This window comes from Allobosea sp. P4_E12, assembly GCF_056401655.1.
Genome location: NZ_JBFUIY010000019.1, coordinates 33,212 through 59,638 on the forward strand (window position 1 = coordinate 33,212; position 26,427 = coordinate 59,638).

General features: G+C 65.8%; 29 protein-coding genes and 1 pseudogene. 20 read left to right on the forward strand and 10 right to left on the reverse strand.

What is annotated here, in order from left to right:
- Positions 1 to 15: 15 nt before the first annotated feature.
- The 7 genes and pseudogenes from rpoN (at position 16) to AC1DW9_RS23000 (ending at position 6,314) form a co-directional block, all read left to right on the forward strand.
- Positions 16 to 1,545 (forward strand): RNA polymerase factor sigma-54, encoded by a 1,530-nt coding sequence (gene rpoN, locus AC1DW9_RS22970; RefSeq protein WP_441507275.1) that lies wholly within the window; start codon positions 16 to 18, stop codon positions 1,543 to 1,545.
- Between the two features lie 166 nt (positions 1,546 to 1,711).
- The gene (gene hpf, locus AC1DW9_RS22975) at positions 1,712 to 2,299 is read left to right on the forward strand and encodes a ribosome hibernation-promoting factor, HPF/YfiA family (protein ID WP_113514942.1); all 588 of its coding nucleotides are present in this window, start codon (positions 1,712 to 1,714) and stop codon (positions 2,297 to 2,299) included.
- An 85-nt stretch (positions 2,300 to 2,384) separates the two neighbouring features.
- Positions 2,385 to 2,846, forward strand: coding sequence for a PTS IIA-like nitrogen regulatory protein PtsN (ptsN, locus tag AC1DW9_RS22980; RefSeq protein WP_441507274.1), 462 nt, complete (start codon positions 2,385 to 2,387; stop codon positions 2,844 to 2,846).
- A 115-nt stretch (positions 2,847 to 2,961) separates the two neighbouring features.
- The gene (locus AC1DW9_RS22985) at positions 2,962 to 4,578 is read left to right on the forward strand and encodes a fumarate hydratase (protein WP_476855190.1); all 1,617 of its coding nucleotides are present in this window, start codon (positions 2,962 to 2,964) and stop codon (positions 4,576 to 4,578) included.
- A complete protein-coding gene (locus AC1DW9_RS22990; protein ID WP_441507272.1) occupies positions 4,575 to 4,913 on the forward strand; it encodes a hypothetical protein in 339 nt (112 codons plus the stop codon). Before AC1DW9_RS22985 ends, AC1DW9_RS22990 begins: the two co-directional genes overlap by 4 nt.
- Positions 4,914 to 4,949: 36 nt before the next feature.
- Positions 4,950 to 5,606 carry an MBL fold metallo-hydrolase gene (locus AC1DW9_RS22995; protein WP_441507271.1) on the forward strand — a complete coding sequence of 219 codons (657 nt, stop codon included), beginning with the start codon at positions 4,950 to 4,952 and terminating at the stop codon, positions 5,604 to 5,606.
- Between the two features lie 112 nt (positions 5,607 to 5,718).
- Positions 5,719 to 6,314 (forward strand): annotated as a pseudogene (locus tag AC1DW9_RS23000) (LysE family translocator).
- A 182-nt stretch (positions 6,315 to 6,496) separates the two neighbouring features.
- On the opposite strand, the gene AC1DW9_RS23005 reads toward AC1DW9_RS23000, so the two are convergent.
- From AC1DW9_RS23005 to efp, 3 genes are all read right to left on the reverse strand, one after another.
- Positions 6,497 to 6,982 carry a GNAT family N-acetyltransferase gene (locus AC1DW9_RS23005; RefSeq protein ID WP_441507269.1) on the reverse strand — a complete coding sequence of 162 codons (486 nt, stop codon included), beginning with the start codon at positions 6,980 to 6,982 and terminating at the stop codon, positions 6,497 to 6,499.
- A 6-nt stretch (positions 6,983 to 6,988) separates the two neighbouring features.
- On the reverse strand, positions 6,989 to 7,507 hold the full coding sequence (locus AC1DW9_RS23010) for a DUF1993 domain-containing protein (RefSeq protein WP_441507268.1): 519 nt from the start codon (positions 7,505 to 7,507) through the stop codon (positions 6,989 to 6,991).
- A 94-nt stretch (positions 7,508 to 7,601) separates the two neighbouring features.
- The gene (gene efp, locus AC1DW9_RS23015) at positions 7,602 to 8,195 is read right to left on the reverse strand and encodes an elongation factor P (protein ID WP_441490200.1); all 594 of its coding nucleotides are present in this window, start codon (positions 8,193 to 8,195) and stop codon (positions 7,602 to 7,604) included.
- 91 nt (positions 8,196 to 8,286) lie between these two features.
- Here efp and epmA point away from each other — a divergent pair, with 91 nt between their 5' ends.
- The 8 genes from epmA (at position 8,287) to AC1DW9_RS23055 (ending at position 13,861) form a co-directional block, all read left to right on the forward strand.
- Positions 8,287 to 9,351: an EF-P lysine aminoacylase EpmA gene (epmA, locus tag AC1DW9_RS23020; RefSeq protein WP_441507267.1), complete on the forward strand. Its 1,065-nt coding sequence runs from the start codon at positions 8,287 to 8,289 to the stop codon at positions 9,349 to 9,351.
- Positions 9,348 to 10,400: a lysine-2,3-aminomutase-like protein gene (locus AC1DW9_RS23025; RefSeq protein WP_441507266.1), complete on the forward strand. Its 1,053-nt coding sequence runs from the start codon at positions 9,348 to 9,350 to the stop codon at positions 10,398 to 10,400. Before epmA ends, AC1DW9_RS23025 begins: the two co-directional genes overlap by 4 nt.
- 32 nt (positions 10,401 to 10,432) lie before the next feature.
- Positions 10,433 to 11,077 (forward strand): DsbA family oxidoreductase, encoded by a 645-nt coding sequence (locus AC1DW9_RS23030; RefSeq protein WP_441507265.1) that lies wholly within the window; start codon positions 10,433 to 10,435, stop codon positions 11,075 to 11,077.
- Positions 11,078 to 11,147: 70 nt separating this feature from the next.
- Entirely contained in the window at positions 11,148 to 11,906 is a 759-nt protein-coding gene (locus AC1DW9_RS23035) for a hypothetical protein (RefSeq protein WP_441507264.1), read from the forward strand.
- Between the two features lie 25 nt (positions 11,907 to 11,931).
- Positions 11,932 to 12,516 (forward strand): histidine phosphatase family protein, encoded by a 585-nt coding sequence (locus AC1DW9_RS23040; RefSeq protein ID WP_441507301.1) that lies wholly within the window; start codon positions 11,932 to 11,934, stop codon positions 12,514 to 12,516.
- Positions 12,513 to 13,220 carry an orotidine-5'-phosphate decarboxylase gene (gene pyrF / locus AC1DW9_RS23045; protein ID WP_441490195.1) on the forward strand — a complete coding sequence of 236 codons (708 nt, stop codon included), beginning with the start codon at positions 12,513 to 12,515 and terminating at the stop codon, positions 13,218 to 13,220. Before AC1DW9_RS23040 ends, pyrF begins: the two co-directional genes overlap by 4 nt.
- A 41-nt stretch (positions 13,221 to 13,261) precedes the next feature.
- On the forward strand, positions 13,262 to 13,549 hold the full coding sequence (locus tag AC1DW9_RS23050; RefSeq protein WP_069877716.1) for a DUF1330 domain-containing protein: 288 nt from the start codon (positions 13,262 to 13,264) through the stop codon (positions 13,547 to 13,549).
- Positions 13,550 to 13,552: 3 nt separating this feature from the next.
- Entirely contained in the window at positions 13,553 to 13,861 is a 309-nt protein-coding gene (locus AC1DW9_RS23055; RefSeq protein ID WP_441490194.1) for a DUF1330 domain-containing protein, read from the forward strand.
- On the opposite strand, the gene AC1DW9_RS23060 is transcribed toward AC1DW9_RS23055, so the two are convergent.
- The 6 genes from AC1DW9_RS23060 to AC1DW9_RS23085 are packed head-to-tail and all read right to left on the reverse strand — an operon-like array spanning position 13,846 to position 19,744.
- On the reverse strand, positions 13,846 to 14,727 hold the full coding sequence (locus AC1DW9_RS23060; RefSeq protein WP_441490193.1) for a glucosamine kinase nucleotide-binding domain-containing protein: 882 nt from the start codon (positions 14,725 to 14,727) through the stop codon (positions 13,846 to 13,848). The genes AC1DW9_RS23055 and AC1DW9_RS23060 overlap by 16 nt on opposite strands.
- A complete protein-coding gene (murA, locus tag AC1DW9_RS23065; RefSeq protein WP_441507263.1) occupies positions 14,724 to 15,983 on the reverse strand; it encodes a UDP-N-acetylglucosamine 1-carboxyvinyltransferase in 1,260 nt (419 codons plus the stop codon). The genes AC1DW9_RS23060 and murA overlap by 4 nt, the downstream gene beginning before the upstream one ends.
- Complete coding sequence (locus AC1DW9_RS23070) at positions 15,983 to 16,432, reverse strand: GNAT family N-acetyltransferase (protein ID WP_476767800.1); 450 nt, start codon at positions 16,430 to 16,432, stop codon at positions 15,983 to 15,985. The genes murA and AC1DW9_RS23070 overlap by 1 nt, the downstream gene beginning before the upstream one ends.
- Entirely contained in the window at positions 16,429 to 17,247 is an 819-nt protein-coding gene (locus AC1DW9_RS23075; RefSeq protein ID WP_441507261.1) for an ABC transporter permease, read from the reverse strand. Before AC1DW9_RS23075 ends, AC1DW9_RS23070 begins: the two co-directional genes overlap by 4 nt.
- A complete protein-coding gene (locus tag AC1DW9_RS23080) occupies positions 17,247 to 18,197 on the reverse strand; it encodes an ABC transporter permease (protein ID WP_441507260.1) in 951 nt (316 codons plus the stop codon). Before AC1DW9_RS23080 ends, AC1DW9_RS23075 begins: the two co-directional genes overlap by 1 nt.
- 17 nt (positions 18,198 to 18,214) lie before the next feature.
- On the reverse strand, positions 18,215 to 19,744 hold the full coding sequence (locus tag AC1DW9_RS23085; protein WP_441507259.1) for an ABC transporter substrate-binding protein: 1,530 nt from the start codon (positions 19,742 to 19,744) through the stop codon (positions 18,215 to 18,217).
- 153 nt (positions 19,745 to 19,897) lie between these two features.
- Here AC1DW9_RS23085 and AC1DW9_RS23090 point away from each other — a divergent pair, with 153 nt between their 5' ends.
- The 5 genes from AC1DW9_RS23090 (at position 19,898) to nagA (ending at position 25,195) form a co-directional block, all read left to right on the forward strand.
- The gene (locus AC1DW9_RS23090; RefSeq protein WP_476767798.1) at positions 19,898 to 21,001 is read left to right on the forward strand and encodes an anhydro-N-acetylmuramic acid kinase; all 1,104 of its coding nucleotides are present in this window, start codon (positions 19,898 to 19,900) and stop codon (positions 20,999 to 21,001) included.
- Positions 21,002 to 21,298: 297 nt separating this feature from the next.
- Entirely contained in the window at positions 21,299 to 22,225 is a 927-nt protein-coding gene (locus AC1DW9_RS23095; RefSeq protein ID WP_441507257.1) for an N-acetylmuramic acid 6-phosphate etherase, read from the forward strand.
- Positions 22,222 to 23,055: a GntR family transcriptional regulator gene (locus AC1DW9_RS23100; RefSeq protein ID WP_441507256.1), complete on the forward strand. Its 834-nt coding sequence runs from the start codon at positions 22,222 to 22,224 to the stop codon at positions 23,053 to 23,055. Before AC1DW9_RS23095 ends, AC1DW9_RS23100 begins: the two co-directional genes overlap by 4 nt.
- A 26-nt stretch (positions 23,056 to 23,081) precedes the next feature.
- Complete coding sequence (locus AC1DW9_RS23105) at positions 23,082 to 24,083, forward strand: SIS domain-containing protein (RefSeq protein ID WP_441507255.1); 1,002 nt, start codon at positions 23,082 to 23,084, stop codon at positions 24,081 to 24,083.
- Entirely contained in the window at positions 24,083 to 25,195 is a 1,113-nt protein-coding gene (gene nagA, locus AC1DW9_RS23110; RefSeq protein ID WP_441507254.1) for an N-acetylglucosamine-6-phosphate deacetylase, read from the forward strand. Before AC1DW9_RS23105 ends, nagA begins: the two co-directional genes overlap by 1 nt.
- 110 nt (positions 25,196 to 25,305) lie before the next feature.
- On the opposite strand, the gene AC1DW9_RS23115 is transcribed toward nagA, so the two are convergent.
- On the reverse strand, positions 25,306 to 26,424 hold the full coding sequence (locus AC1DW9_RS23115) for an ABC transporter permease (protein ID WP_441507253.1): 1,119 nt from the start codon (positions 26,422 to 26,424) through the stop codon (positions 25,306 to 25,308).
- Positions 26,425 to 26,427 lie beyond the last annotated feature (3 nt).

The window sequence follows — 26,427 nt, forward strand, 5'->3', positions numbered from 1 at the left end:
GAGGTCAAGAGCGCAATGGCGATGATGCCGCGCATGGAGCTGCGCCAGGGACAGTCCCTGGTGATGACGCCGCAGCTGCTGCAGGCGATCAAGCTCCTGCAACTCTCGCATCTCGAACTTCAGAACTTTGTCGAGGGTGAGCTGGAGCGGAATCCGCTGCTGGAGCGCGACGACGCGCCTGAGGCTCCTATACAGCTCAATGGCGGCGATAGCCCCCTGGCGGCTGATCCAGAGAGTTTTGCGCGTGCCGAGAGCCTGAACACCCAGGACGGCATGGAAGGCCGGCTCGGCACCGGGCTCGACAACGTCTTCCAGGGTGAACAGCCGACAATCGCCCGCCTCGACACGAAGGGGGCCGACAGCCTGCCGATCACCGGCGGCGCCTATGGCGGCTCCGGTGGTTCGTTCGAGGACGGGTCGGAAGGCTTCGAGTCCAGCCTGACCTCGGAACTGTCCCTGCGCGATCACCTCAGCGCACAGCTCGATCTCGCGATGACCGATCCTGCGGAGCGACTGATCGGCAGCCACCTCATCGATGCGGTCGATGATTCCGGCTATCTCGGCGAGCCGGTGCCTGAGATCGCAGAGCGGCTCGGTGTGAGCACGGACAAGGTCGAGCACGTGCTTGGCGTCATCCAGGGCTTCGACCCCTCCGGTGTCGGGGCGCGCGATGTTCGCGAATGCCTGTCGATCCAGCTGCGGGAGCGCGACCGCTTCGACCCGGCCATGCAGGCTCTGGTCGCCAACCTCCATCTTGTCGCCAAGCGTGATTTCTCGGCGCTCAAGCGCATCTGCGGCGTCGACGATGAGGATATCGCCGACATGGTCGCAGAAATCCGCAGGCTTGACCCCAAGCCTGGACGGGGTTTCGGCGGCTCGGCGGCCGAGACCGTCGTTCCGGATGTCTTCATCAGGCCGGCGCCGGACGGTTCCTGGCTGGTCGATCTCAATCCGGATACCCTGCCGCGCGTGCTGATCAACCAGACCTATCATGCCCGCGTCTCCCGGGCGGCGCGGAACGACCTGGACAAGGCCTTCATCGCCGAATGCCTGCAGACGGCGAACTGGTTGACGCGTAGCCTCGAGCAACGCGCCCGCACCATCCTCAAGGTCGCAAGCGAGATCGTGCGCCAGCAGGATGGCTTCTTCGCGCATGGCGTCGAGCATCTGCGGCCGCTGAACCTGAAGACGGTCGCGGATGCCATTGGCATGCACGAATCGACAGTCTCGCGCGTCACCTCGAACAAATATCTGATCTGTTCGCGCGGTGTGTTCGAGATGAAATATTTCTTCTCGGCAGCGATCGCCGCGACCGGTTACGGCGAGGCGCATTCCGCGGAAGCCGTTCGCTTCCGCATCAAGCAGATGATCGACGACGAAGTCCCCGCCGAGGTGCTGTCCGACGACGCGATCGTCGCCCGGTTGAAGGAAGGCGGCATCGATATTGCTCGGCGCACCGTGGCGAAATACCGCGAGTCCCTGCGCATTCCGTCCTCTATGGAGCGTCGGCGCGAGAAGGTGGCGATGGCGCTGGGAGGGCGCTGAACCCGCTCGGCTTTTTCTCCGCCCGAGTGAGCCCGATCGGATGCCTTTCGCTGCCGTCGGCTGGCGGCGACTATTCCGCAGCGCTCATTGACAATGGCGACTCCCCGTCCTTACCTCAGTGAGATGATCGATCACTGATCATGGCGACAAGAAGGGGAAGCACTCCATGAGCTTGCGAATCTCCGGCAAGAATCTCGATGTCGGCGAGGCCCTGCGGGGCCAGGCCGAGGAGCGCGTGGCCGCCGCCCTCAGCAAGTATTACGAGGGCGGATATCAGGGCCATGTCACCGTCGACAAGGACGGTACCGCCTTCCGGACGGACGGGGTCTTGCATCTCTCCTCCGGCATCACACTCGAAGCGTCCGCTACGGCGCATGATCCGTATGCGAGTCTCGACAAGATGGCGGAGCGCATTGAGAAGCGGTTGCGTCGGTACAAGCGGCGGTTGAAGGATCGCTCATCCGCAATGAATGGTCGTGCCTCCGGGGTGGAAATCCCCAGCTATGTGATTGCGGCCCCTGATGATGAAATCGAGGAGGCTGAGGCCGTTTCTGGCGGTGACAACCCTGTTATCGTGGCGGAATCGACCAAATCCTTCCACGAATTGACCGTTAGTGATGCAGTCGCCGAGCTTGACCTCACTGGTGCGCCCGTCGTGATCTTCCGCCATGCTGGCAATGGGCGGATGAACGTCGTATACCGCCGCCGCGATGGCAACATCGGCTGGATTGACCCGCCGGCCTCGCTGTCTTGAGCCCCGGCAGGCGGTAGCCCCGGTTATCACTCCTGACCCGTGGCGCTGGGTGAGAACCCGGCACGGGACATGCATGGACTGGCGCATGACCCTCACTGATCTTCTGACGCCCGCAGCCGTGGTCTCCCCGCTGCGGGCCAATGGCAAGAAGCAGGCGCTGCAGGAACTGTCCCAGCACGCCTCCGTGCTCACTGGGCTGCCTGAGCGCGAGCTTTTCGAGGCCCTGCTGCAACGAGAACGCCTTGGCTCGACCGGGATTGGCGACGGCATCGCGATCCCCCACGGGCGCATGCCTGGAATCGACCGGCTCGTCGGGCTGTTCGCCCGCGCCGAGAAGCCGATCGATTTCGAGGCGCTGGATGGCCAGCCCGTCGATATCATTTTCGTGCTGATCGCGCCGGAAGGGGCGGGGGCTGATCATCTGAAGGCGCTTGCCCGCGTCGCGCGCGTCCTGCGCAATCAGGCCGTGCTGGAGCAGGTGCGGCGCGCCCATGACCCGGCCGCCATCTATGCGATCCTGGCGGAGACCGCCGCGAAGGCTGCCTGACACTGGAACCGTTCAAGCCTGGGCTTGGACTGGAGGGCGCAAGCCGCTATGACGCCGGCATGACCGGCGCCGCATGCTGTAGCCGCGGCGCATCCTGTTTCGGAGCCAGTTCCTCATGGCCTACACGCATGTCGATCTCTTCCCTCTCGGCGAGGACAAGACCCCCTATCGCAAGCTCGGCGACGCGGGCGTCACAGTCGAGACGATTGGTGACCGCGAGGTCCTGAGCGTTTCGCGCGAAGCGATCCGCCAGCTCAGCGAACAGGCCTTCATCGACATCAACCACCTGTTGCGCCCGGGCCATCTTGCCCAGCTGGCCAAGATCCTCGACGACCCCGAGGCGACCTCGAATGACAAGTTCGTTGCCTTCGATCTCTTGAAGAACGCCAATATCGCGGCTGGCGGCGTGCTGCCGATGTGCCAGGACACCGGCACCGCGATCATCATGGGCAAGCGCGGTCGCAAGGTCTGGACCGATGGCGATGATGAGTCGGCGCTGGGCGAGGGCGTGGCCGATGCCTACTACAAGCGCAATCTGCGCTATTCGCAGGTCGCGCCCCTCTCCATGTTCGAAGAGAAGAACACGGCGACCAACCTGCCGGCGCAGATCGATATCTATGCCGAGGGAGAGGACGCCTACAAATTCCTCTTCGTGGCCAAGGGCGGCGGTTCGGCCAACAAGACTTTCCTGTTCCAGGCGACGCCCTCGCTCCTCACCAAGGACCGCATGATCGCGTTCCTGAAGGAGAAGATCCTGACGCTGGGCACGGCCGCCTGCCCGCCCTATCACCTTGCCATCGTCATTGGCGGCACCTCGGCCGAGCAGAATCTCAAGACCGTCAAGCTCGCCTCGACCAAATATCTCGACGAACTTCCGACAAAGGGTTCTCCCTCGGGGCACGCTTTCCGCGATCTCGAGATGGAGGAGGAGATTCACAGGCTGACGCAGTCGCTCGGCGTCGGTGCACAGTTCGGCGGCAAGTATTTTTGCCATGACGTTCGCGTCATCCGCCTGCCGCGTCACGGCGCCTCGCTGCCGATCGGCCTTGGCGTGTCCTGCTCGGCCGATCGCCAGGCCAAGGGCAAGATCACCCGGGAGGGCATCTTCCTCGAGGCTCTCGAGACCAATCCGGCCAAGTACCTGCCTGAGGTCGAAGACGCGTCGCTCGGTGGCGATGTCGTCAAGGTCGATCTCAACCGGCCGATGAGCGAAGTCCTCGCGACGCTCAGCAAATACCCGGTCAAGACCCGGCTTTCGCTGACCGGCACCATCGTCGTCGCCCGCGATTCGGCCCATGCCAAGATTCGTGAGCGGCTCGAGAACGGGCAGGGCATGCCCGATTATTTCAAGAACCATCCGGTCTATTACGCCGGTCCGGCCAAGACGCCCGAGGGTTTGGCCTCCGGCTCCTTCGGTCCGACGACGGCCGGGCGCATGGATTCCTTCGTCGATCAGTTCCAGTCCTTCGGTGGCTCGATGGTCATGCTCGCCAAGGGCAACCGCTCCTCGGCGGTGCGCGAGGCTTGCGCCCGGCATGGCGGCTTCTATCTCGGCTCGATCGGCGGCCCGGCGGCGCGCCTCGCTCAGGACTGCATCCGCAAGGTCGAGATCCTGGAGTATCCGGAGCTCGGCATGGAGGCGGTCTGGCGCATCGAGGTCGAGGAYTTCCCCGCCTTCATCGTCRTCGACGACAAGGGCAACGACTTCTTCAAGGAGCTGAACCTCGGATGATGCGGCTTTCGGCTGGCCTTGCCCTGATCCTTGTTCTCGCGGCGCCTCCCGTCCTGGCGCAGGGGAGGGCTGGCGCTCCGGCGGACTGCCAGCGGGATCTCTTCCAGAACGAGGCCGGCATGCGCCGTGAACTCACCCGCCTGCAATCTGCCGGCACAGCCGACCAGGCCACGCAATGCCGCGTCTGGCGCGAGCATGTCACCTATCTTCAGGGCGCGCGCTCCGTCTTCGCAACCTGCCAGGCTGGACGGCAGCGCGAGGAGAATGTCGCGCAGATGGACACCTCCATCTCCGAATACCGGGTGCTTCTCGCCAATCGCTGCAAGGCGCGCTGAGCAGGTGCCCACCCCTTACGGAAAGGCAAAGATCGCATGACCGAGCAGGCTGCCACCCCCCTGAATGTCGCCGTCGTACCGGTGACTCCGTTCCAGCAGAATTGCTCGGTCATCTGGTGCACCCGCACCAAGGAAGCAGCGGTGGTTGATCCCGGTGGTGATGTCGACCGCATTCAGGACGCGCTGAAGGAACTCGGCGTCAAGCCGGTCGCGATCTGGCTGACCCATGGCCATATCGACCATGCCGGCGGTGCGGCCGATCTTGCCGATGCGCTCGCTGTGCCGGTCATTGGTCCGCATGAGGCCGACAAGTTCCTGCTCGACGACCTGCCGGCTTCGGGGCTGCGCTTCGAGATGCGCGGCATTCGTCCGGTCACGCCGACGCGCTGGCTTGCCGAGGGCGAAACGGTGTCGATCGGCGATGTCGCCTTTTCGGTGCAGCATGTGCCCGGCCATACGCCCGGCCATGTCACCTTCTTCCAGAAGGACGCGCATTTCCTGCTTGCGGGCGATACGGTGTTCGCAGGCTCGGTGGGGCGCACCGATTTTCCCTATGGCAGCCATGAGACGCTGATTGCCGGCATCAAGGCCAAGCTCCTGCCGCTGGGCGACGATGTCCAGTTCCTGCCGGGACACGGGCCGGCGAGTACGCTCGGTGAGGAGCGGCAGAACAACCCATTCCTGCAGGATTGAGGGCACAGGCGCTCCGCGCCCGGTGCTCGTACAGGTTGTGGAGGGCGCGCGCCACAGCGATTGACGTAAGGGCGTAGCTCACTAGTTTGGCGGCATAGCACGGAGCGCCGCCATGAGCCTCGAATTCCTAATCACCTCCCTCATCATCGTTGCCTCGCCGGGCACGGGCATGATCTACACCGTGGCAGCGGGCCTCTCGCGGGGCGCGCGCGCAAGCGTCGTCGCGGCCTTCGGGTGCACGCTCGGCATCGTGCCCCACATGCTCGCGGCGATCATGGGATTGGCGGCGCTGCTGCACACGAGCGCGCTTGCCTTCCAGATCTTCAAATATCTCGGTGTGGCCTACCTGCTCTACATGGCCTGGAACACACTCCAGGAACGCGGGGCCCTGTCGACACGCGCTCTGCACTGCGCGTGACGATCGATGCGGTTCTGGTCAACCTGCTCAATCCGAAGCTCTCGATCTTTTTCTTCGCATTCCTCCCACAGTTCGTCAGCGCGGATGCGACCAATCCCATGCCGGAAATGCTCGCGCTGAGCGGCGTGTTCATGCTGCTGACCTTTGTGGTCTTCGTGGTCTATGGGTTGTTCGCAGCGTCTGTCCGCAACCACGTCATCTCCCGGCCGCAGGTGATGACCTGGATGCGGCGCATCTTTGCCGGCGCCTTCGTTGCACTCGGTGCGAAGCTTGCCGTGGCGGATCGCTGAAACCTGCGTCCCGGGGCCCTCGGGCCCCGGAAACGCCAACGGCCATGTCCAGAACGGGCGCGCGTACATCCGGCGTCACACGTTCGGCTCATGGCCGTCTTCAACGAGGATGGAGGACAGTGGAACGCCCTCGACATCGCCGTGAACATCAAATGGGGAGGGGCTGTCCCGATTTCAAGGGCTTATGACGCGCTCGGCCGCCATTCATAGAGAATGTCCGGCTCTCCTTCGACATTTCGGCAGCCATCGTTCATGTCGATGGTCTTGAAGCCGTGCTTCTCGTAGAAGGCGCGGGCGCGTGCGTTGCGCTGGAAGCAGAAGAGATGCAGCCGCTGTGGGCTGCGCTCCCTGGCCTTGGCGAGGAGCTGTGAGCCGAAGCCTTGCCGATAGTGACCGGGCTTCAGATAGAGTTGATCGAGATCGTCGCCGTCGAGCGCCATGAAGCCGACGACCTCGTCGCCCAACCGGGCAACCCAGTTCTCGCCGCGCGCCAGGCGATCATGGATGATCCAGTCGCGCACTGCCTCATCGCTATGGACTCGGCGCAGCCAGGGCAGTGCATCAGCCCGGGCGGCGAGGTAGAGATCGGCGATGGCGGCGGCGTCCGACGCAGCCGCGCGCCCGATAATGGCCAGGTCGCCCGATTTCGTCGAGACAGCCGCGGCCATCAGGCGTTACGCCTCGAAGACGTCGGCGAGGAAGTCGCGCTTGCCGATGTCAAATCCGTTCTCGCGCAGGATCGCGTAGGCGGTGGTGGCATGGAAATAGAAATTGGGCACGGCAAAGCGGGTCAGATAGGCCTCGGCCGTCATCGTGACCGTCTGCTGCGGACCGCGCGGGAAGGTAACGTCCTTGCCGATGCCGCTTTCGAGGGCGGCATCGTCGATGCTCTGCACGAAGGCGAGCGTCTTGGCGATCCGCTCCTTCAGTTCCGGGAAGGTCTTCTCCTCATCCGGGAATTTCGGGTTCTCGCCGGCGCTCACGCGCGCCGCAGCATTCTTGGCGAAGTCGCAGGTGAGCTGGATCTGTCGGGTGAAGGGCAGCATGTCCAGCGCCAGGCGGCTGTTGAGCAGGACCTCGGGCTGGATCTTGCGGGCTTCCGCCTGCGCCACAGCCTTGTCGAGAATGGCGTCGAGCGCCTTCAGGGTCTGGATAATGCCCGCGAAGGCGGCGGCATGAACGGAAATCGGCATGATGCAGGATCCCTCAAAAACGAAACGGGCCCGGAAGGGCCCGTTCCACTATCGATAATACTGCTGGCCCGTCGATGACAGGGGCAGGGCTGCATCAGTCCTTGGCGCGCTCGACATAGGAGCCGTCAGCCGTCATCACGACGATGCGGGTGCCGGGTCCGATGTGGGGCGGCACGGCGGTGCGCACGCCGTTGGTCAGGATCGCGGGCTTGTAGGAGGACGAGGCAGTCTGACCCTTGGTCACCGGCTCGGTCTCGGCAACCTCGACCGTGACGCGCTGCGGCAGCTCGATTGCGACAGCCTTGTCCTCGAAGACCGAGAGAGAGACCTTCATGCCTTCCTGCAGATAGGGCGCCGTGTCGCCGACCACGGAGTTGTCGACATGGATCTGGTCGAAGGTCTCGGGGTTCATGAAGACGTACTGTTCGCCGTCCTGGTAGAGATAGGTGAAATCCCGGTCTTCGACATAGGCGCGCTCGACCTGCTCGGTCGTCTTGTAGCGCTGCGTCATCTTCACGCCGTCGGAGATGCGGCGCATGTCGATCTGCGTCGTCGGGGTGCCCTTGCCGGGAAAGAAGCTCTCAGCCGAGATGACGGAGCAGAGATGCCCGTCGAGTTCGAGAACGTTGCCCTTGCGAACGGAGCTGGCGATGACCTTGACCACGTGAGTTTCCTTGCTGGTGCGCATCGAGCGCGCGCGCTATGCGGATTTCGTCGCCGCGGAACTACCGCATTCGCGGGCGAAACGGAAGCTTGCAGAGATTCTTAACCGAGGTTCGATGGTCGAGGGACATCCGCCCTGGTGGCGGCGGGACATTCATGCCGACCGCCGGCCCGCATTGCTGGCGCGCGGACGCATCAAGGCAGCGCTGAGACGCTGGTTCGAGGCGCGCGACTTCATCGAGGTCGAGGCGGCGATCCTGCAGGTCTCGCCGGGCAACGAGACACATCTGCACGGCTTCGCGACCGCGCTGATCGACGATGCCGAGGGCGTGCATCCCTATTACCTGCACACGTCCCCGGAATTCGCGGCCAAGAAGCTGCTGGCGGCCGGCGAAAGCCGTATCTTCGATTTCGCCCGGGTGTTCCGCAATCGCGAACGCACGGCGCTGCACCATCCCGAATTCACCATGCTGGAATGGTACCGCGCCGGCGAGGATTACGACGCGCTGATGGCCGATGCCGCGGCTCTGCTGGCCGAGGCGGCCCGCACCGCTGGCGCAAGTCAGCTGCACTGGCGGGGGCTGGTCGCCGATCCTTTCGCCGAACCCGAGCGCCTGACCCTGCATGATGCCTTTGTCCGACATGCCGGCATCGAGCTGCTCGCGACCATCGCGGAGAACGGGGCGACCGATCGAGAGGCTCTCGCCGCAGCTGCGCTGGCTGCCAATATCCGGCTTGCTGGGGACGACAGCTGGTCTGACATTTTCAGCCGGGTTCTCTCGGAGAAGATCGAGCCGCATCTTGGTCGCGGTTGCGCCACCATCCTTTGCGAATACCCGATCTCGGAGGCGGCCCTGGCGCGGCCGAAGCCGGACGATCCGCGTGTCGCCGAGCGTTTCGAGCTCTATGCCTGTGGTGTCGAGCTTGCGAATGCCTTTGGCGAACTGACGGACCCGGCCGAACAGCGTCGGCGGTTCGAGGCGGACATGGACGAGAAGCAGCGCATCTACGGCGAACGCTACCCGCTCGATGAGGATTTCCTCACAGCGCTGGATGCGATGCCTCCGGCCTCCGGCATCGCGCTCGGCTTCGATCGGCTGGTGATGCTCTGCACCGGTGCGCGCCGGATCGAGGACGTGCTCTGGACGCCGGTAGCCGAAGCGGGCAGGACACGCCGATGACCGCCCATACCCCTCTTCGCAGCATCGACGCGCTTGTGGCGCGGGGGCTTGTCGTGCCGGCGCGGCGTGAGGCGCTGGATGCGGTTGCCGAACGTTACGCCGTTTCCGTCACTCCCGCGATCGCGGCATTGATCGACCCGTCCGATGCGGCCGATCCGATCGCGCGCCAGTTCATCCCCGATGCGGCGGAACTGCTGACCATGCCGCAGGAAATGGCCGACCCGATCGGAGACGACGCGCATTCGCCGGTCGAGGGGGTGGTTCATCGCTATCCCGACCGCGCGCTGCTGAAGCTCGTCCATGCTTGCCCGGTCTATTGCCGCTTCTGCTTCCGGCGCGAGATGGTCGGCCCCGGTGGCGCCTCGCTTGCCGGAGAGAAGCTCGACGCGGCGCTGGCCTATCTCGCGTCGCGGCCGGAGATCTGGGAAGTCATCATGACGGGGGGCGACCCGTTCATCCTCTCGGCGCGCCGCGTGCGCGAGGTCGCCAAGCGGCTGGCGGCGATCCCGCATATCAAGGTGACGCGCTGGCACACGCGGGTGCCGGTGGTCGACCCCGAGCGGATCACGGCCGATTACGCCCGCGCCCTGCGCGTGCCCGGCAAGGCGAGCTACATCGCCATTCATGCCAACCATCCGCGCGAATTCACGCCGGCGGCGCGTACCGCGATCGCGCGCCTCGCCGATGCCGGCCATGTCCTGCTCAGCCAGAGCGTGCTGCTCAAGGGTGTCAATGCCGATATCGAGACCTTGGCTGCGCTCATGCGCGCCTTCGTCGAGAACCGGGTGAAGCCCTATTACCTGCACCATCCGGATCTCGCACCGGGCACCTCCCATTTCCGGCTGTCTCTGGCGGAGGGACAAGCGCTCGTCAAAAGCCTGCGAGGCCATCTTTCGGGCCTGTGCCAGCCGACCTATATCCTCGATATTCCCGGAGGGGCCGGCAAGATTCCGGTCGGTCCATCCTTCCTTTCGGGCTGCGAGATGCCGGGCGCCGAGGCGCAGGCTGAAGACCGTTTCGGTACGCAGCATTCCTACCCGCCAGCTTGAGTACCAGCGCGGCGCATCGCCAAGGAGCGATCATGCAAGAGAAAATGCCCATCGCCATCGTGTCGGATGTGGTCTGCCCGTGGTGCTTCATCGGCAAGGCGCGGCTCGAGACGGCGCTGGCCAATCACGGCCTGACCGACCGCGTCGCCATCACCTGGCTGCCCTATGAACTCAATCCGGACATGCCTGCGGAAGGTGCGGACCGGGCGAGCTATCTCGATGCCAAGTTCGGGCCCGGCAAGCGCAAGGAAATCGAGATCAGGCTCTCGGAAGCGGCACTCGAAAGTGGTGTGACGTTCAACTGGTCGAAGGTCATGCGTACGCCCAACACCCGTATGGCCCATATGCTGATCGCGGCCGCGTCCACCGTGCAGCGCGGCAGTGAGATGAAGGCAGCCCTGTTCAAGGCCTATTTCCAGGACGGGCGAGATATCGGCGATCTGGAGACGCTGGTGGCGATCGCGACCGAACTCGGGTTCGAGGAAAATGCGGCTCGCGACGAACTCACCAATGATGAATTGCGTGAGACGATCATCGGCCTCGAGGCCCACGCCCAGAAGGTCGGGGTGACCGGGGTGCCTTTCTTCATTGTCGACGGCAAGCTCGCGGTTTCGGGCGCGCAGACGCCGGATGTCTGGACCAAGGTCTTTGCCCAGCTTGCGCGCGAGACGGCGTGAGCGAGAATATCTCCGGTTTTCGTTTGCCTCCGCGCTGGTCTAGAAGGGGCCGGCGGGGGGCAGAGTCGAGATGAGATCGGACGCGACGACACGGGCCGTTACGACTGCGGACGGCCGATTGACGATCGAGGGCGAGCGCAATGCGTTCGTACAGAGCCCGGCCCGGCACCTCCTTCTTGAAACGGGGCCGCTCGATGTGGTCTCAGGCTATGCCAGCCAGAACGGTTCGCTCGGTTCCGCTGCTAGACTTCGCGGATTTGGCTCCCTGGGGCGCGATTGGCTCGGGCGTGCCGGATTTGCGGACCGTGCTCAGCACGTCGCGCTGAGCATACGGGCCCTTCCTGAAACCGGCGAAGGCAAGATGCTGCTCAGGCTGGGTTTTGACGACGAAGCGGATGCTCCGCATGCCGGGGCCTTTTCGGCCGATCTTTTCGTCTCCGCACCGGTCTATGCCGAATTGAAGAGCGATCTGCAGGCGGGCCTGGTCGATGCCATCTCGATCTCGGCGGCGACCAATCTCTGGATCAGCGATGCCGATCGCGATCCGCCGGCCGGCGGCCCTGTGACCTGGTATCTCGGTATCGAGGCGGACGGTCGCACGAGTGGCAGTGCCAAGGGGCTGGTGCAGAGCCTGAGCTGGTCTCAGCGCGGGCGCAGGCAGGAAGAGCCGCATCCGGTGCTTGCTGTCCATCCCACTGGAGCTGCGGGTGAAGACCCGGAGGACGGTATCGAGTTCCGCAAGCTGCGCCAGATGACCGTGCTCAATCGCTGGATGATGAATCTGCTGATTGCGCTGATCGCCATCATGTTCGTGCTGGCTTTGAAGTGATGTTCATGTGCGAAGGTCCGATGTGATGGGTGTCGTCCGCTATCTCAGCCACCCCCAGGTCAAGATTGATCCAGCCGTGCCTGTGCCCGATTGGGGGCTGTCGGATATCGGCCGGGCACGGGCCCAGGCCTTTGCGGCTGCGCCTGGGCTCGTCGGAACCCGGCTCGTCGTCTCGTCGGCCGAGCGCAAGGCGATCGAGACGGCCGAATGCGTCGCGGAGCAGCTCGGCCTCACCGTCAAGATCCGCGAGGCCATGCACGAGAACGATCGGTCGGCCACGGGTTTCCTGCCGCCGTCGGAATTCGAGAAGGTGGCCGACGAGTTCTTCGCCAATCCCGAGCTGAGCGTTCGCGGCTGGGAGCGTGCGCTCGATGCGCAGTTGCGGATCGTTCGGGAAACAGAAGCCGTACTGGCCGCGGCGGGGGATGGCGACATTCTGCTCGTCGGCCATGGCGGGGTCGGCACCTTGCTGCTCTGCGCTACGTCTGGCTGGCCGATCAAGCGCCTGCGCGATCAGCCCGCAGGCGGTGGCAATCTCTTCGCATTCGACGTAACGACGCGAATCGTGCAGCACGGCTGGCAATCGATTGAGGAGTTCGCAGCGTTATGACCGCCAAGATCAACGATCTTCGTGACCGCATGATCGTGGCGCTCGACGTGCCGACGATCTGGGACGCCTACCGCATCGTGTCCGAACTGGGCGATGGGGCGAGTTTCTACAAGATCGGCTACCGCCTCGCCTTTGCCGGCGGGCTCGACCTGTCCCGTCAGCTGATCTCGGAGGGCAAGAAGGTCTTTCTCGACCTCAAGCTGCACGACATCGGCAACACGGTCACCGAGGGGGTCGATTCCCTGACCAAGCTCGGCGTCACCTTCCTCACCGTCCACGCCTATCCGCAGACCATGCGCGGAGCGGTCGAGGGGCGGGCCGACTCCGATCTGAAGCTGCTCGCCGTCACCGCGCTCACCTCCTACGATGATGGCGATCTGCGCGATGCCGGCTACGGCCTCGCCGTGCGCGATCTCGTGCGCCTGCGTGCCCAGCAGGCCCGCAGCGCGGGCATCGACGGTATCGTCTGCTCCGCCGCCGAGACCGAGATCGTGCGCGACATCATTGGTCCCGACATGGTCATCGTGACGCCCGGCATTCGCCCCGCGGGAAGTGCCGCCGGCGACCAGAAGCGGACCCTGACGCCCGGCGAGGCGATCCGCGTCGGCGCCGACTATCTCGTCATCGGGCGCCCCATTATCCGCGCGGCTGACCCGCGTGCGGCGGCTGCCGCGATCATGGACGAGATCGCCGCGGCTTCGTAGTCTGGCCGGATCAGGTTTCAACCAAAGAACGGAAGCTGGAAATGCCCAAGGGATATGTCATCGGTCGCGCCATGGTCTCCAACGCGACGCTCTGGGCGGTCTACGCCGCCAAGGCCTCCGAGGTGATCAAGCAGTATGGCGGTACGCCGATCGTGCGTGGCGGCCAGATGACGGTGGCCGAAGGCGAGGGCCGGGCCCGCAACGTCGTCATCGAATTCAAGGATTTCGAGACGGCCAAGGCCTATGCGAATTCGCCGGAATATGCTGCGGCCCGCAAGGAGCGCGAAGGCGCTGGCGAGATCGATCTCGTTGTCGTGGAAGGGCTCTGAGCCATGGCGAAGGGATATTGGGTCGCCCGCGTCGATGTCGAGGATCCGGAGGCATACGCCAGGTATCGCACCCTGAATGCCATCGCCTTCGCCAAATTCGGCGCGAAGTTCCTGGTGCGTGGCGGCGAGTACAAACTCGCGCGCGGCGAGGGACGCAAGCACAACGTCGTCATCGAGTTCAAGGACGAGGCAACGGCGCGCGCCTGCTACGAGTCGCCTGAATACCAGGAGGCGACCAAGCATCTGGCGCAGGCGGGTCAGTCCGACCTCGTCATCATCGGGGGCTATGACGGGCCTCAGCCCGGCGCGTGATGCCTCCGCACCAGCGATAGCGCGCCTGCAATCGCATCGCCTCTGACGGCGGAGAGCCTGCGCCTGACATCGGGCGCAAGCCAGGCCTCCATCGCGGAGGACAGGCCGCCGATCAGCGCAACGCGTGGCACCTCGCGCTCGAACAAGGTGCGCACCATGGCGTCGATCAGGGCCGCGCCATTCTGCATGATGGCCCGGGCATGCGAGTCGCCGAGGTCCGCATGGCGCAGCACCAGGGGCGCGAGCGTCGCGTAATCCGTGGCGTGGGCCTTGTCCATCCAGGCGATGACCTCGAACGGATCGCCCTGGAACCTGGCCAGGACGTCCGTCGTGAAGCGCGTTTGCGGCTCCCGGCCGTCATGGGCACGCAGCGAGACGCGAATGGCGGCAAGGCCGAGATCGGCGCCGCTGCCCTCGTCACCAACCGGGAAGCCGTAGCCGCCAATCCGAATCTCGCGTCCGTCGACGCGGGCGAGGCCGATCGAGCCGGTGCCGATGATGATGATCCCACCGTCCTCACCGGCATGAGCGCCAAGGCAGGCGCCGAGCCCATCGCTCTCGAAGACTGTGACGGCGAAGGGGCTTGTCCAGCCTGCAAGCTCCTCCTGCATGCCCTTGCGGCCGATGCCGGCAAGGCAGATTCCGGCGCGGACCCGACTGAACTGATCCTCGCTGAGGCCAGCCTCGCTCATCGCGCCGCGCGCTGCCTGCATCACCGCGGCAAGCGAGGCCTCCAGACCGAGACGGAGCGAGGCCGGCCCCGCGATGCCCGAGCCGAGCACCTCTCCCTGGGCGGTCTCGAGCCGGCAGCGGCAGCCAGTGCCGCCGCCATCGACACCAAGATACAGATCGGCCACAGCGCTCATGCGCCGACCCGTTCGATATCGGCGCCGCAGCGCCTGAGCTTGCGGTCGAGAGCCTCATAGCCGCGGTCGAGATGGTAGATGCGGCTGACCACGGTCTCGCCCTCGGCAGCGAGCCCTGCGAGCACGAGGCTGACCGAGGCGCGCAGGTCGGTCGCCATGACCGGCGCCGCCTTGAGCGCTTCGACGCCGCGCACCATGGCGCTGGTACCCTTCAGCGTGATGTCGGCGCCGAGCCGGACCAGCTCCGGGACATGCATGAAGCGGTTCTCGAACACCGTTTCGCGGATCAGCGAGGTACCGTCCGCCACGCTCATCAGCGCCATGAACTGCGCCTGCAGATCGGTCGAGAACCCGGGATAGGCCTGGGTCATGATGTCGATGCCGGTGAGACGGCCTGGCCGCGACACCATCAGCCCGCGATCGGTCGGCCAGAGTCTGACGCCGGCGGCTTCGAGCGCTTCGCCGACGGCTGCGAGATGTTCGAGCCGTGCGCCGACCAGTTCGAGTTCGCCGCCGGTGATCGCGGCCGCAACCGCATAGGTGCCTGCCTCGATGCGGTCGGCGACGATCTCATATGTCGCTGGCCTGAAGCTCTGGGCGCCCTGGACCTGCAGGCGATGGCTGCCGATACCCTCGATCCTGACGCCCATTGCGACGAGGCAGCGGGCGAGGTCGAGGACCTCCGGTTCCTTCGCCGCGTTGACGATCTCGGTTTCGCCGCTGGCAAGGCCCGCCGCCAGCAAGGCGGTTTCGGTGGCTCCGACCGAGGAGAAGGGAAAGACGATGCGCGCGCCGCGCAGACCGGCGGGAGCATTTGCCTCGATATAGCCGCCGGCGACGCTGATTTCGGCGCCGAGGGCCTCAAGCGCCTTCAGGTGAAGGTCGACCGGGCGTGCGCCGATCGCGCAGCCGCCGGGCAGGGAGACGCGGGCATGGCCGAAGCGGGCGATGAGCGGCCCCAGCACCAGAATGGTCGCGCGCATCTTGCGGACGATGTCATAGCTCGCATCCCGCGGCGCGGCTTCGCTGGCGTTGAGCGTCAGCGCATCCGCCGCGCGCCCGGAGAAGCTGACGCCGTACCCTTCCAGCAGGGCCTGCATTGTCCCGATATCGACCACATCAGGCAGGTTGCGCAGGGTCAGTGGCTTGTCGGAGAGGAGCGCGGCTGCAAAGGCAGGCAAGGCGGCATTCTTGGCGCCGCGGATATCGACGGTTCCGGACAGCCGCTGGCCGCCGCGGATCAGGAGCTTGTCCATCAGGGGGCCTCTTGCGCGCGTTCGGGGGACTTCTCATAGCGCAGGAAGCGGTGCTCCGCGCCGGCGAAATCGCGGCTGTACTCGCTGGCTCGATGCCAGCCAGCCCGCTCATAGAAGCGTCGCGCGCCCATATTGGCCGCGAAGACCTCGAGCGAGCAGGCGCCATTCGCCTCGGCATGGGAGAGCAGGGCTGCTCCATGGCGGCGGCCGGTCTCGGCCACGAAAAGCATGATGACATGACCGTCGAGCAGCAGCAGGACGCCTCTGACGCCGCCATCGTCCAGGACTGTGAGATGCTCCAGGTCCCGTTCGAACCGGGCCTCGAAATGCGCAACGTCATAGGTCGACGCCGCATCGCCGATGATGGGACGGAAGCTGGTCTGATAGGCTTGCGCAAGGATGGCTGCCGCCGGAGCGATATCGCCAGGCTCTGCCTTGCGGATGATCACGACCGGCCCCGCAGACGGGGATCGAGTTCATCGCGGAGCGCGTCGCCGAGCAGGTTGAAGCCGAGCGAGAGGAAGAGGATGCCGAGCCCGGCGAAGATCGCGTTCCAGGGCGAGAGCAGCACGAAATTGCGCCCTTCCGCCAGCATCAGCCCGAGCGAGGGCGTCGGCGGCTGGGTACCGAGGCCGAGGAAGGAGAGCGAGGCCTCGACCAGGATGGCGGCCGACAGCAGCAACGAGGTCTGGACCAGGATCACGGAGGCCAGATTGGGCAGGATATGGCGCAGCATGATGCGCAGGTCCGAGGCGCCGATCGAGCGGATGCCGGCGACGAAGTCGCTCTCGACCAGAACGAGGGCCGGGCCACGGATCAGTCGTGCGAAGATCGGCACATAGACGACCGCAATCGCGATGGCGGCGCTTTCCGTTCGCGGCCCGAGCATGGCGATGATGCCGATGGCGAGCAGCATCACGGGAAAGGCGAAGAGAATGTCCATCAGCCGCATCACGATGCGCTCGCACCAGCTGCGATAGAAGGCTGCGAGGAGGCCGAGGCCGCCCCCGACGAGCAGCGCGAGGCCGACGGCGATGCCGCAGGCGATCAGGGCGGTGCGGTAGCCATAGAGGATGCGCGCCAGGATATCGCGGCCGAGATGATCGGTGCCAAGCCAATGCGCGAGGCTCGGCCCCTTCAGGCGGGCGACGATGTCCTGGGCGAGCGGGTCATAGGGCGCAATCAGGGGGGCGGCGAGCGCCAGCACGATCTGCAGCGTGACGATGATGCCCGCTGCGATGGCGATACGGCGGCTCTGGCTCATCACGTAGTCCTGAGCCTTGGGTCGATCAGCGCATAGGCGAGATCGACCAGGGCGTTCACCAGCACGAAGCCGACGGTGACGATGAGGATGGTGGCCTGGACCAGCGGGTAGTTCCGCTCGGCGATGCCGCCGAGGATCAGCCGCCCGAGGCCCGGAATCGAGAAGACCTGCTCGACCACGATCGCGCCCCCAAGCAGATAGCCCGTCATGATGCCGACGCTGGTGACGAAGGGAATGAGCGCGTTGCGGAGCGCATGCCGGTAGAGCACCGCGGTCTCCGAAAGCCCCTTGGCGCGGGCCGTGCGGATATAGTCCTGGCTGAGCGCGTCGAGCATCGCTGTGCGGACAAGGCGCGACAGATTGGCAAGGATCGGCAATGCCAGCGCGATCGCCGGCAGCAGCAGCCGCTGCAGGTTACCGAGCGGGTCCTCGCTGAACGGGACATAGCCGAGCGAGGCGAAGCTTGGGGCCAGGCTTGCCACGGTGATCAGCATGACGATGCCGAGCCAGAAGGACGGGATGGTGAGCCCCGCGATCGCGCCGATGCGCAGGACGAGATCAGCCCGTCCGCCGCGCCAATGCGCCATCAGGCAACCGACGGGCACAGCGAGGCCGGCGCCGATGACGAGCGCCAGCACGGTGAGCTGCAGGGTCGGCCAGATCTGGGCCGTGATTTCCTGGAGCACCGGCCGGCCGGTCCAGATCGAGGTGCCGAAGTCACCGTGGAGCGCTCGCCCGAGCCAGCTCAGATATTGCTCGAGCAGCGGCCGGTCGAGCCCGAGTTCGCTGCGCATCGCCGCAACGCGTTCCGGCGTCACTTCGGTATTGGCGCCGAGCATGATCGCGACCGCATCGCCCGGGATCAGCCGGATCATCATGAAGACGATCACGGAGATTCCGAAGAGCACGATCGCGAGGTCGAGGCAGCGCTGGAGCAGATGGCGGAGCATGCCTCGACCGTGCCGGATCAGCGCAGGCTGGCGCGGCCGAGCGAGACCAGCGAGCGGTTGGCGTAGATGTCATAGCCCTGCAGGTTGCCGCGCACGGCGCTGAACAGGGTGGGATAGGCGATATGGGCCGCCGGGCCCGAGCAACCGAGGATCTTTTGCGCGTCGCGATACGCCGCCTGCCGCGCTGGCTTGTCGAGTGTCGCGCGGCCCTTGTCGAGCAGCGCATCGAGCTCGGGGTTGCTGTACTTGAAGACGTTGGTCGATCCTCCCGTGCGGAACGCGCGGTAGAAATAGTCGTCGGGCTCGATGCTGCCGGCATTGGTCGAGGCGAAGAGGTCGAAATTCGAGTTGCGCCAGTCCTGTACGAACTGGCCTAGCTCGGGGTTCTTCAGCTCCACCTTGAAGCCGGCCTTGCCGAGCTGCTGCTGCACGACCTGGGCGATGTCGCGGATGTCCTGCCGCGGCAGGACCGTCATGCTGACCGAGATCGGCGTGGCGATGCCGGCTTCCTTGAGCAGTGCCTGGGCCTTGGCCGGATCATGCGTGTAGCAGGGCAGGTCCTTCACATCGACCGCCCAGTCCTTCAGCACGGGAGGCAGCGGGGCAGCCGGTGCACCGCTGCCGAACAGCGCTGCGTCGATGATCTCCTTGCGGTTCAGGGCGTAGTTCAGCGCCTCGCGCACCTTCGGATTGTCGAAGGGCGGCTTGGAGACGTTCATGCCGATCAGCGTGTAGGCGAGCTCCATCGTCTCGCGGATCGCCACATTGGGCTTGCCCTTGAGCTGAAGCGCGGTGGCTGCATCGATATGCGGCAGCAGCGCGAACTGGCCATTGCCGATTCCGACCTGGCGCGTGGCCGCTTCGGGAACGAAGTTGAACTTGACGCCTGCAAGCTTCACCTCGGCCGCATTCCAGTAGCCGGCATGCTTGGCGAGTCGGATGAAGCCGTTCGGCTGCCATTCCTCGAACTTGAACGGGCCGGTGCCCATCGGCGCGCGCTGCAGCGCGTCCTTGTTGCCCTCGAGCCCGCGTGGGACGATCGCGATGCCGGTCAATGATGCGAGCAGCGGGGCCGACGGCTCCTTGAGCTTGAGCTTGAGCGTGGTCGCGTCGACGGCCGTTGCGCTTTCCAGCGCTCCGAGGCGGCTCGCGAGCGGCGAGCCGACATCCTTCGAGAGCACCCGCCGCAAGGACGAGGCGGCGTCTTCCGCTTCCATCGGCTTGCCGTCATGGAAGGTCACGCCGGAGCGGAGCTTGAAGGTCACGGTCTTGCCGTCGGCGGACGCGGTCCAGGACTCGGCCAGGCCGGGGATGATGTTGAGGTCCTTGTCGAGCGCGGTCAGTCCTTCATAGATCGGGCCGAGCACGAGCTGCGACGAGGCGAAGGCTGTGACGATATGGGGATCGAGCCCTGCGGGAGAAGCCTCGACGGCGACCTCGAGCACCTGGGCGGACGCAGCACCGGCGATCAACGCGAAGGCCGTGGCAGCGATGCTGCTGCGCAGCGCGCGGCATCGTCCCGAACCCTGCTTCATGGCGCGATACATGGCCCATCCCTCCCGGCAGACGGCGCATTCTCGGGCGCTCGTGCGATCAGTTTCGCATATGGACCACTTAGGGACCAATCTGGACAACGCTTAGCCGATCGCCTAGAGCCAGTGCAAGCCTTGAAGCTTGCCATGGGCATTAGGGAACGGAAGATGCGCGATCTGGCCAAGCAGACACTGACCGCGATCGGCGTGATCAGCGGCACGTCGATGGACGCGATCGACGTCTCCATCGTCGAGAGCGATGGCCGCGAGACGCTCCGCTTCGGCGCCGGCGCTTCCTACCCTTATCCGGCACAGACGCGGCGTGAACTTCAGGCTCTGATTGCCGAGGCCGAACGAGCGGTCAAGGAACCGCTGCTCGAGCTGGAGGCGGCTGTCACCGCCGCCCATCTCGATGCGGTCAGGCGCTTCATGGCCGAACAGGCGCTCGATCCGCAGAGCATCGACCTCGTCGGCCTGCATGGCCAGACCGTCTACCACCGGCCGGAAATCCGCTTCACCCGCCAGCTCATCGACGGGCCGGCGGTTGCAAGAGCGCTTGGCGTCCCGACCGTCGATCGCTTCCGCTACGCCGACGTTGCGGCGGGCGGCGAGGGGGCTCCCTTCGCGCCGCTCTATCACCGTGCGCTGGCGCAGGGGCTGGAGCAGCCCGTGATGGTGCTGAACCTCGGTGGCGTCGGCAATGTCACCTATATCGACGGCGACGACGTGATCGCGTTCGACACCGGTCCGGCCAGCGCGATCCTTGACGATTTCGTCTTGCGGCGGTTGGGCCGTGAATACGATGCCGGCGGGGCACTGGCGGCGAGCGGGCAGATGCGTGAGGACCTCGTGGCAGATTTCATGGCGAATCCGTTTTTCGAACGCCCAGCGCCGAAATCTCTGGACCGCAATGATTTTCATCGCCGCGCCAAGGGCGTGGAAGCTCTCTCCGACGCCGATGGCGCCGCAACCCTCGCCGCCTTTACGGTGGAAAGCGTGGTCGCCGCGCTGCGTCATGTGCCGAAGGCGCCGAGGCGCTGGCTGGTCACGGGCGGCGGTCGCCTGAACAGTCATTTCATGGCGAGGCTGCATGAGCGCCTCGGTGTGCCGGTCGAGCCCGTAGAGGCTGCTGGCTGGGCTGGCGATGTCATCGAGGCGCAGACCTTCGGTTATCTCGCGATCCGCTCGGTCAAGGGCCTGCCGCTCAGCCTGCCCGGCACGACCGGCGTGCCGGAACCGCTGACCGGCGGGCGGCTCAACCTGCCGAGCTAGTCTTCGCGTCGGCGGCGCGCTTCGGGCAGCCAGCGCCGGGCCCCGCATCGCAGCATCCGCAATCCGACCTTTGGCGGCGCAGCCCAATGATGAATTGGCCCGCCGCGGCGCGATCGGCTGGCTTGCCTTGCCGTGAAGCGAGAATCGGGTCGGCGTGGTTGGTCCGACAACCGAGCAAAACGAGGGACGCTGGTCGAGGCCGCATGCCTTCCAGACGAAACAACTCTTCCCTGTCGGTTCCTCGCTTGCTACTGGGCTAAAGTGGACTTATTTTGGTCTGGTCACGAGGGGCTATCCATGGCGACTGAAGACGTCAGCGCGCGCTTTCGAGAACTTGATGCCTGGGGCGACCTCGACATCCTCAAGGCGCTTTACGAAGGCCAGCTTGCAGCGGTCGCCACCATCGCGTCGTCCTTGCCGGCGATTGCGGAAGCCGTTGCCGCGGCCGTGCCGCGCCTCGAGGCCGGTGGCCGCCTGATCTATGCAGGTGCCGGCACCTCGGGCCGCATCGGCGTGCAGGACGGCGCGGAACTGACCCCGACCTTCGACTGGCCGGAAGAGCGGTTGGCCTTCGCCATCGCTGGCGGCGACGAGGCGATCCTCCACGCCGTCGAGAATGCCGAGGATTCGGTTGATGACGGCGCGGGCGCGATGCGCCGCACCGATGTCGGGCCGAACGACGTCGTGATCGGTCTCGCTGCCAGCGGCCGCACGCCTTACACGCTCGCCGCCATCGGGGAAGCCAAGGCGCGTGGCGCCCTGACCATCGGCGTCGCCAATAACCGCGGCTCGGCACTGCTGCGCACGGCGGATCTCGGCATCCTCACCGAAACCGGGGAAGAGGTCGTTGCCGGCTCCACCCGGATGAAGGCCGGAACCGCCCAGAAGATCGTGCTCAACCTGTTCTCGACGCTGCTGATGATTCGTCTCGGCCGGGTCTATCGCGGCCTGATGGTCCATATGCGCGCGACCAATGCCAAGCTCCGGCTGCGGGCGGCGCAGATGGTCGAGATGATCACCGGATGCGGCATGGAGGCCGCCGCCCGCCATCTCGACCGCGCCGGCGGCGATGTGAAGCGCGCCGTGCTGCTTGCAAGCGGCGCCGAGGCTGCCTTGGCCGAGAGCTTGCTCGCTCGCCATCATGGCAATCTGCGCCTGGCCCTGTTCGATCTCGGCGTCGGGACGAACGGCCCGGCCAAGGCGCCTCCAAGGGCGGCCCGGTGAGCGAAACCTCACCCGGGCGCGGTCCGCGGCGTCCGCGCGAGGGCGCGTCCGACGCTGCCCCCGAAGCGATGCCGGCCAAGCAGCAGGCGATCCTTCAGGCGCTCGCCGGAGACGACCCGACGCCACGTTATCTCAGGCTCGCCGGCGCTCTGTCCCGGCTGATCGAGACCGAGGTCTTCCTTCCCGGCGATGCCGTTCCCTCCGAGCGCGACCTCGCCCAGCTGACCGGCTATGCCCGGGTCACCGTGCGCAATGCCATCGACGAGCTCATTCGCAGCGGCGCGTTGTCGCGACGGCATGGCTCGGGCACCTTCGTCGCCTCGCGTATGGAGCAGCCGCTCTCGGTCCTGGCGAGTTTCTCGACCGATATCGAGAACCGCGGCGGCCGGCCGGGCTCGATCTGGCTGTCGAAGGAGCTGGCGCGGCCGAAGCCGCAGGAATCGATGGCGCTGGGTCTCGGACCGAGCGACGCTGTCGTCCGGTTGATCCGGGTCAGAACGGCGGATGGAGAGCCGCTGGCGATCGAATGCGCCGTCGTGCCCGCCACCATCCTGCCGTCGCCGGATCTGATCGAAACCTCGCTCTACGCCGCGCTCGCGCAGAGGGGGGCAGCACCTGCCCATGGCGTGCAGCGCATCCATGCCGGCCTCGCGACGGCGGATGAGGCAAAGCATCTCGGCATTCCGGCAGGCAGCGCGCTGCTCAGGATCGAGCGCCGTGCGTTTCTCGGCAATGGCAAGCCGGTCGAGTTCACGCTCTCCGCCTATCGCGGCGATCGCTATGATTTTGTCGCGACCTTGAAGGGCGAAGCGATGGGGCCGCAATCGTGACACTGCAGGATCGAAACCCCTCCCGCATGTCAGCCGAGATCGCTGAAATCCCCGAGGCCGCGACGCGGCTTCTGCAGGAGGGGCAAGGCGAGATTGCGCGCGTCGCCGATGCGCTGCAGATGTCGCGCGTCAGCCATGTCGTCGTCAGCGGCCGGGGCAGTTCCGGCCATGCAGGCACGCATCTGCGCTATCTCATCGAGACCCGCCTGGGCTTGAGCTCTGCGGCGGCGGCCCCTTCGGTGGTGACGCGCTATGGCGCAAGCCCGCGTCTCAGGGAGGCGCTCTATATCCTGATCTCGCAGTCTGGCCGCAGCCCCGATCTGGTGGCGGCGGCCGAGCAGGCGACAGAGGCCGGGGCGCAAACGGTCGCCATCGTCAATGATCCCGATTCCCCTGCCGCTCGGGCCTGCCGCCATGTCATCCCGATCGCGGCAGGTCCCGAGCTCGCCGTGGCCGCAACAAAGACCGTTGTGAACACGATGCTGGCCGGCATGCTGCTGGTCGCGCGTCTGAGCAGGGACGCTGCGCTCGCGACATCTGCGCAATCGGCTCCCGAACGTCTTGCCCAGGCGCTCACCCTCGACTGGTCGGCCTGGGCGCGCCGGCTGTCCGATGCACCGGCGGGTTTCGTCATCGGGCGCGGTCTGACGCTGGGACCAGCGCGCGAGGCCGCGCTCAAGGCGGCCGAGGTCCTGGGCGTGCCCGTGCTGGCGTTCAGCTCGGCGGAAGTCCTGCACGGACCCAAGGCCGCGATCCGGAGCGAGCATCCGATCCTCGGCCTCAATGCCGGTGGTGAGGTTTCGGAGAGCATCGAGGAGGCCCTGGCGACGCTTCGTCACGAGGGGGCGTCGATCTTCTCGGGAAGCGGACTGCGGCCGACACTCCCGGGACTGGCAGCGGGCGACCCGGCGCTCGACGCGATCGCGCTGCTGGTGCCCGTCTATCGCGCGCTGGAAGCCGAGGCGGTGCGGCTTGGCCGCGATGTCGACCGTCCACCGGGGTTGGTCAAGGTCACGGAGACGCTGTGATGGCAGCGCGGCGGCAGGGCTGGCGTGCGCGGCGCCTGTTCGATGGCGAGCGGATCTGGCCGGATCGCCTCGTCATCGCCGAGGATGGGATCGTCACCGAGATGCTGCCGTCAAGCGCGCAGCCGCACTGCGTGATCGAGGAACTGCCGGATGACGGCGTGCTCGCGCCGGGCTTCATCGATGTTCAGGTCAATGGCGGTGGCGGCGTCATGCTGAACGATACACTGAGCTGCGACGGCATAGCTGCGATCAGCGCTGCCCATGCCCGCTTCGGCACGCGGTTCCTGCTGCCGACCCTCATCAGCGCCAGCAGGGCAGATATCGCGAAGGCCATCGCAGCCGCACGCGAAGCGATTGCGCGCGCTGTGCCGGGCGTTCTCGGCATTCACATCGAGGGCCCCTTCATCAATCCCGAACGTCGTGGCGCGCATCTGGTCGCCAATCTCCTGCGGCCCGAGCCGGAGGATGTCGATCTGTTGACGTCGCTCGGCGCCGCTGGCGTGACACTGGTGACGCTCGCGCCCGAATGCGTGCCTTCCGGCTTCATCCGCGCGCTGGTCGCGCGTGGCGTCAAGGTCTGCGCGGGCCATTCCAACGCGAGCGCGGCTGAGATGGCGGCGGCCCATGCCGAGGGCCTGAGCGGTGCCACCCATTTGTTCAACGCCATGTCGCAGCTCGGCTCGCGCGAGCCGGGCGTGGTCGGTTCCGTGATGTCGGGCATGGGGTTGACCGCGGGCATCATCGCGGACGGGCACCATGTCGCCTGGCCGTCCTTTCAGGCTGCGTTTCGCGCGATCGGGCCGGACAGGATGATGCTTGTCACCGACGCGATGGCGACGATCGGCGCCGACGGGGATGCCTTCGAACTCTTCGGCGAGACGATTCATGTCAGCGGCGGCCGGCTCGTCAATGCCGAGGGCCGCCTCGCAGGCGCTCATCTCGACATGAATGCCGCGATTCTCAATGCCTATCGGCACGGCGGCGCGACGCTTGAGCAGGCCTTGGCGATGGCGAGCGCAACGCCTGCGGCCTATCTCGGCCTATCCACCAGCCATGGCCGGATCGCGCCGGGGCGGCGGGCGGAATTCTCCGTGCTGCGCACCGGCGGCTAGTTCCGCAGAGCGGATATCGTATCCTGCCGGAGGGCTTGGCCTTCTGTGATCGCGTCGGCTTCCCCGACGATCGCAATCCGCTCTTCGGGCCGATGGTTGGCGCCATCGGCTCAGGTGAGCCTGTTCCTGAACATCCAGGCGGCGAAGGGCAGGGTCACGGCGGCAATGGCGACGAGCGCCAGCATCTCCGGCAAGAGCTGCCTGATTCCGGCACCCTCCAGATAGATTTGATGCGTGATGCTGATGGCGTAGCGCAGCGGGTTGATCAGGGTGAAGTACTGCAGGATCTCGGGCATGTTGCCGATCGGCGCCGTCAGGCCCGAGAGCAGCATGAACGGCATCAGCAGCACGAATGAGCCGATCATTGCCTGCTGCATATTGCCCGCGATGGACGAGATGAAGAGGCCGATCCCGACCGATGCCGAGAGGAACAGGAAGAGGCCGAGATAGAGCATCGCAAAACTGCCGGAGAACGGGATCTGGAACCAGAGTTGCGCCACCAGCAGAATCAGCGTCGACTGGGTGAGCCCGATCAGCATGGCGGGGACTGCCTTGCCGACCATGATCTCCGAGGGCCGGAACGGCGTCACCAGCAACTGATCGAATGTGCCTTCCTCGCGCTCTCGCGCCACCGACATCGCAGTCAGCATCATCGTCATCATCATGGTGATGGTGCCGATCAGGGCCGGAACCATGTACCAGCGCGTTTCGAGGGTGGGGTTGTACCAGGCCCGTGTGGTCATGCGAACGGGTGGGCCGGGCTGGCCGTGCGAACTCTGCCAGTCGGCTCCAAAGCCGGTGACGATCTGGCTGACATAGGTTTGGGCGGTACCCGCGGTGTTTGAGTTGCGCCCGTCGGCGATGACTTGCACGGCGGGCGCGGTCCCCGCCTGCAGACCGCGCTCGAAATCGTAGGGAATGGTGATCACCAGCAAGGCGCGCTGGTCGTTGATGATGTCGGCGATCTGGCGCTCGACGTCGAGCGTGGCGACCCGCGTGAAGGTGCCGGAACCGTCCAGGCGCGCGATCAGTGCGCGCGAGACGGCGCTTCGATCGTGGTCGAGCAGTGCATAGGACACGTTGTTGAGGTCATAGGTCGCGGCATAGCCGAAGATCAGGCACTGCAGGACCGGTGGGGCGATCAGGGAGATGCGGCTCTTCGGATCCTTCAGGATCGCGAGCAGTTCCTTGCGGATTAGGGCGAGGATGCGCAGCAGCGTGTCGAGCATGGC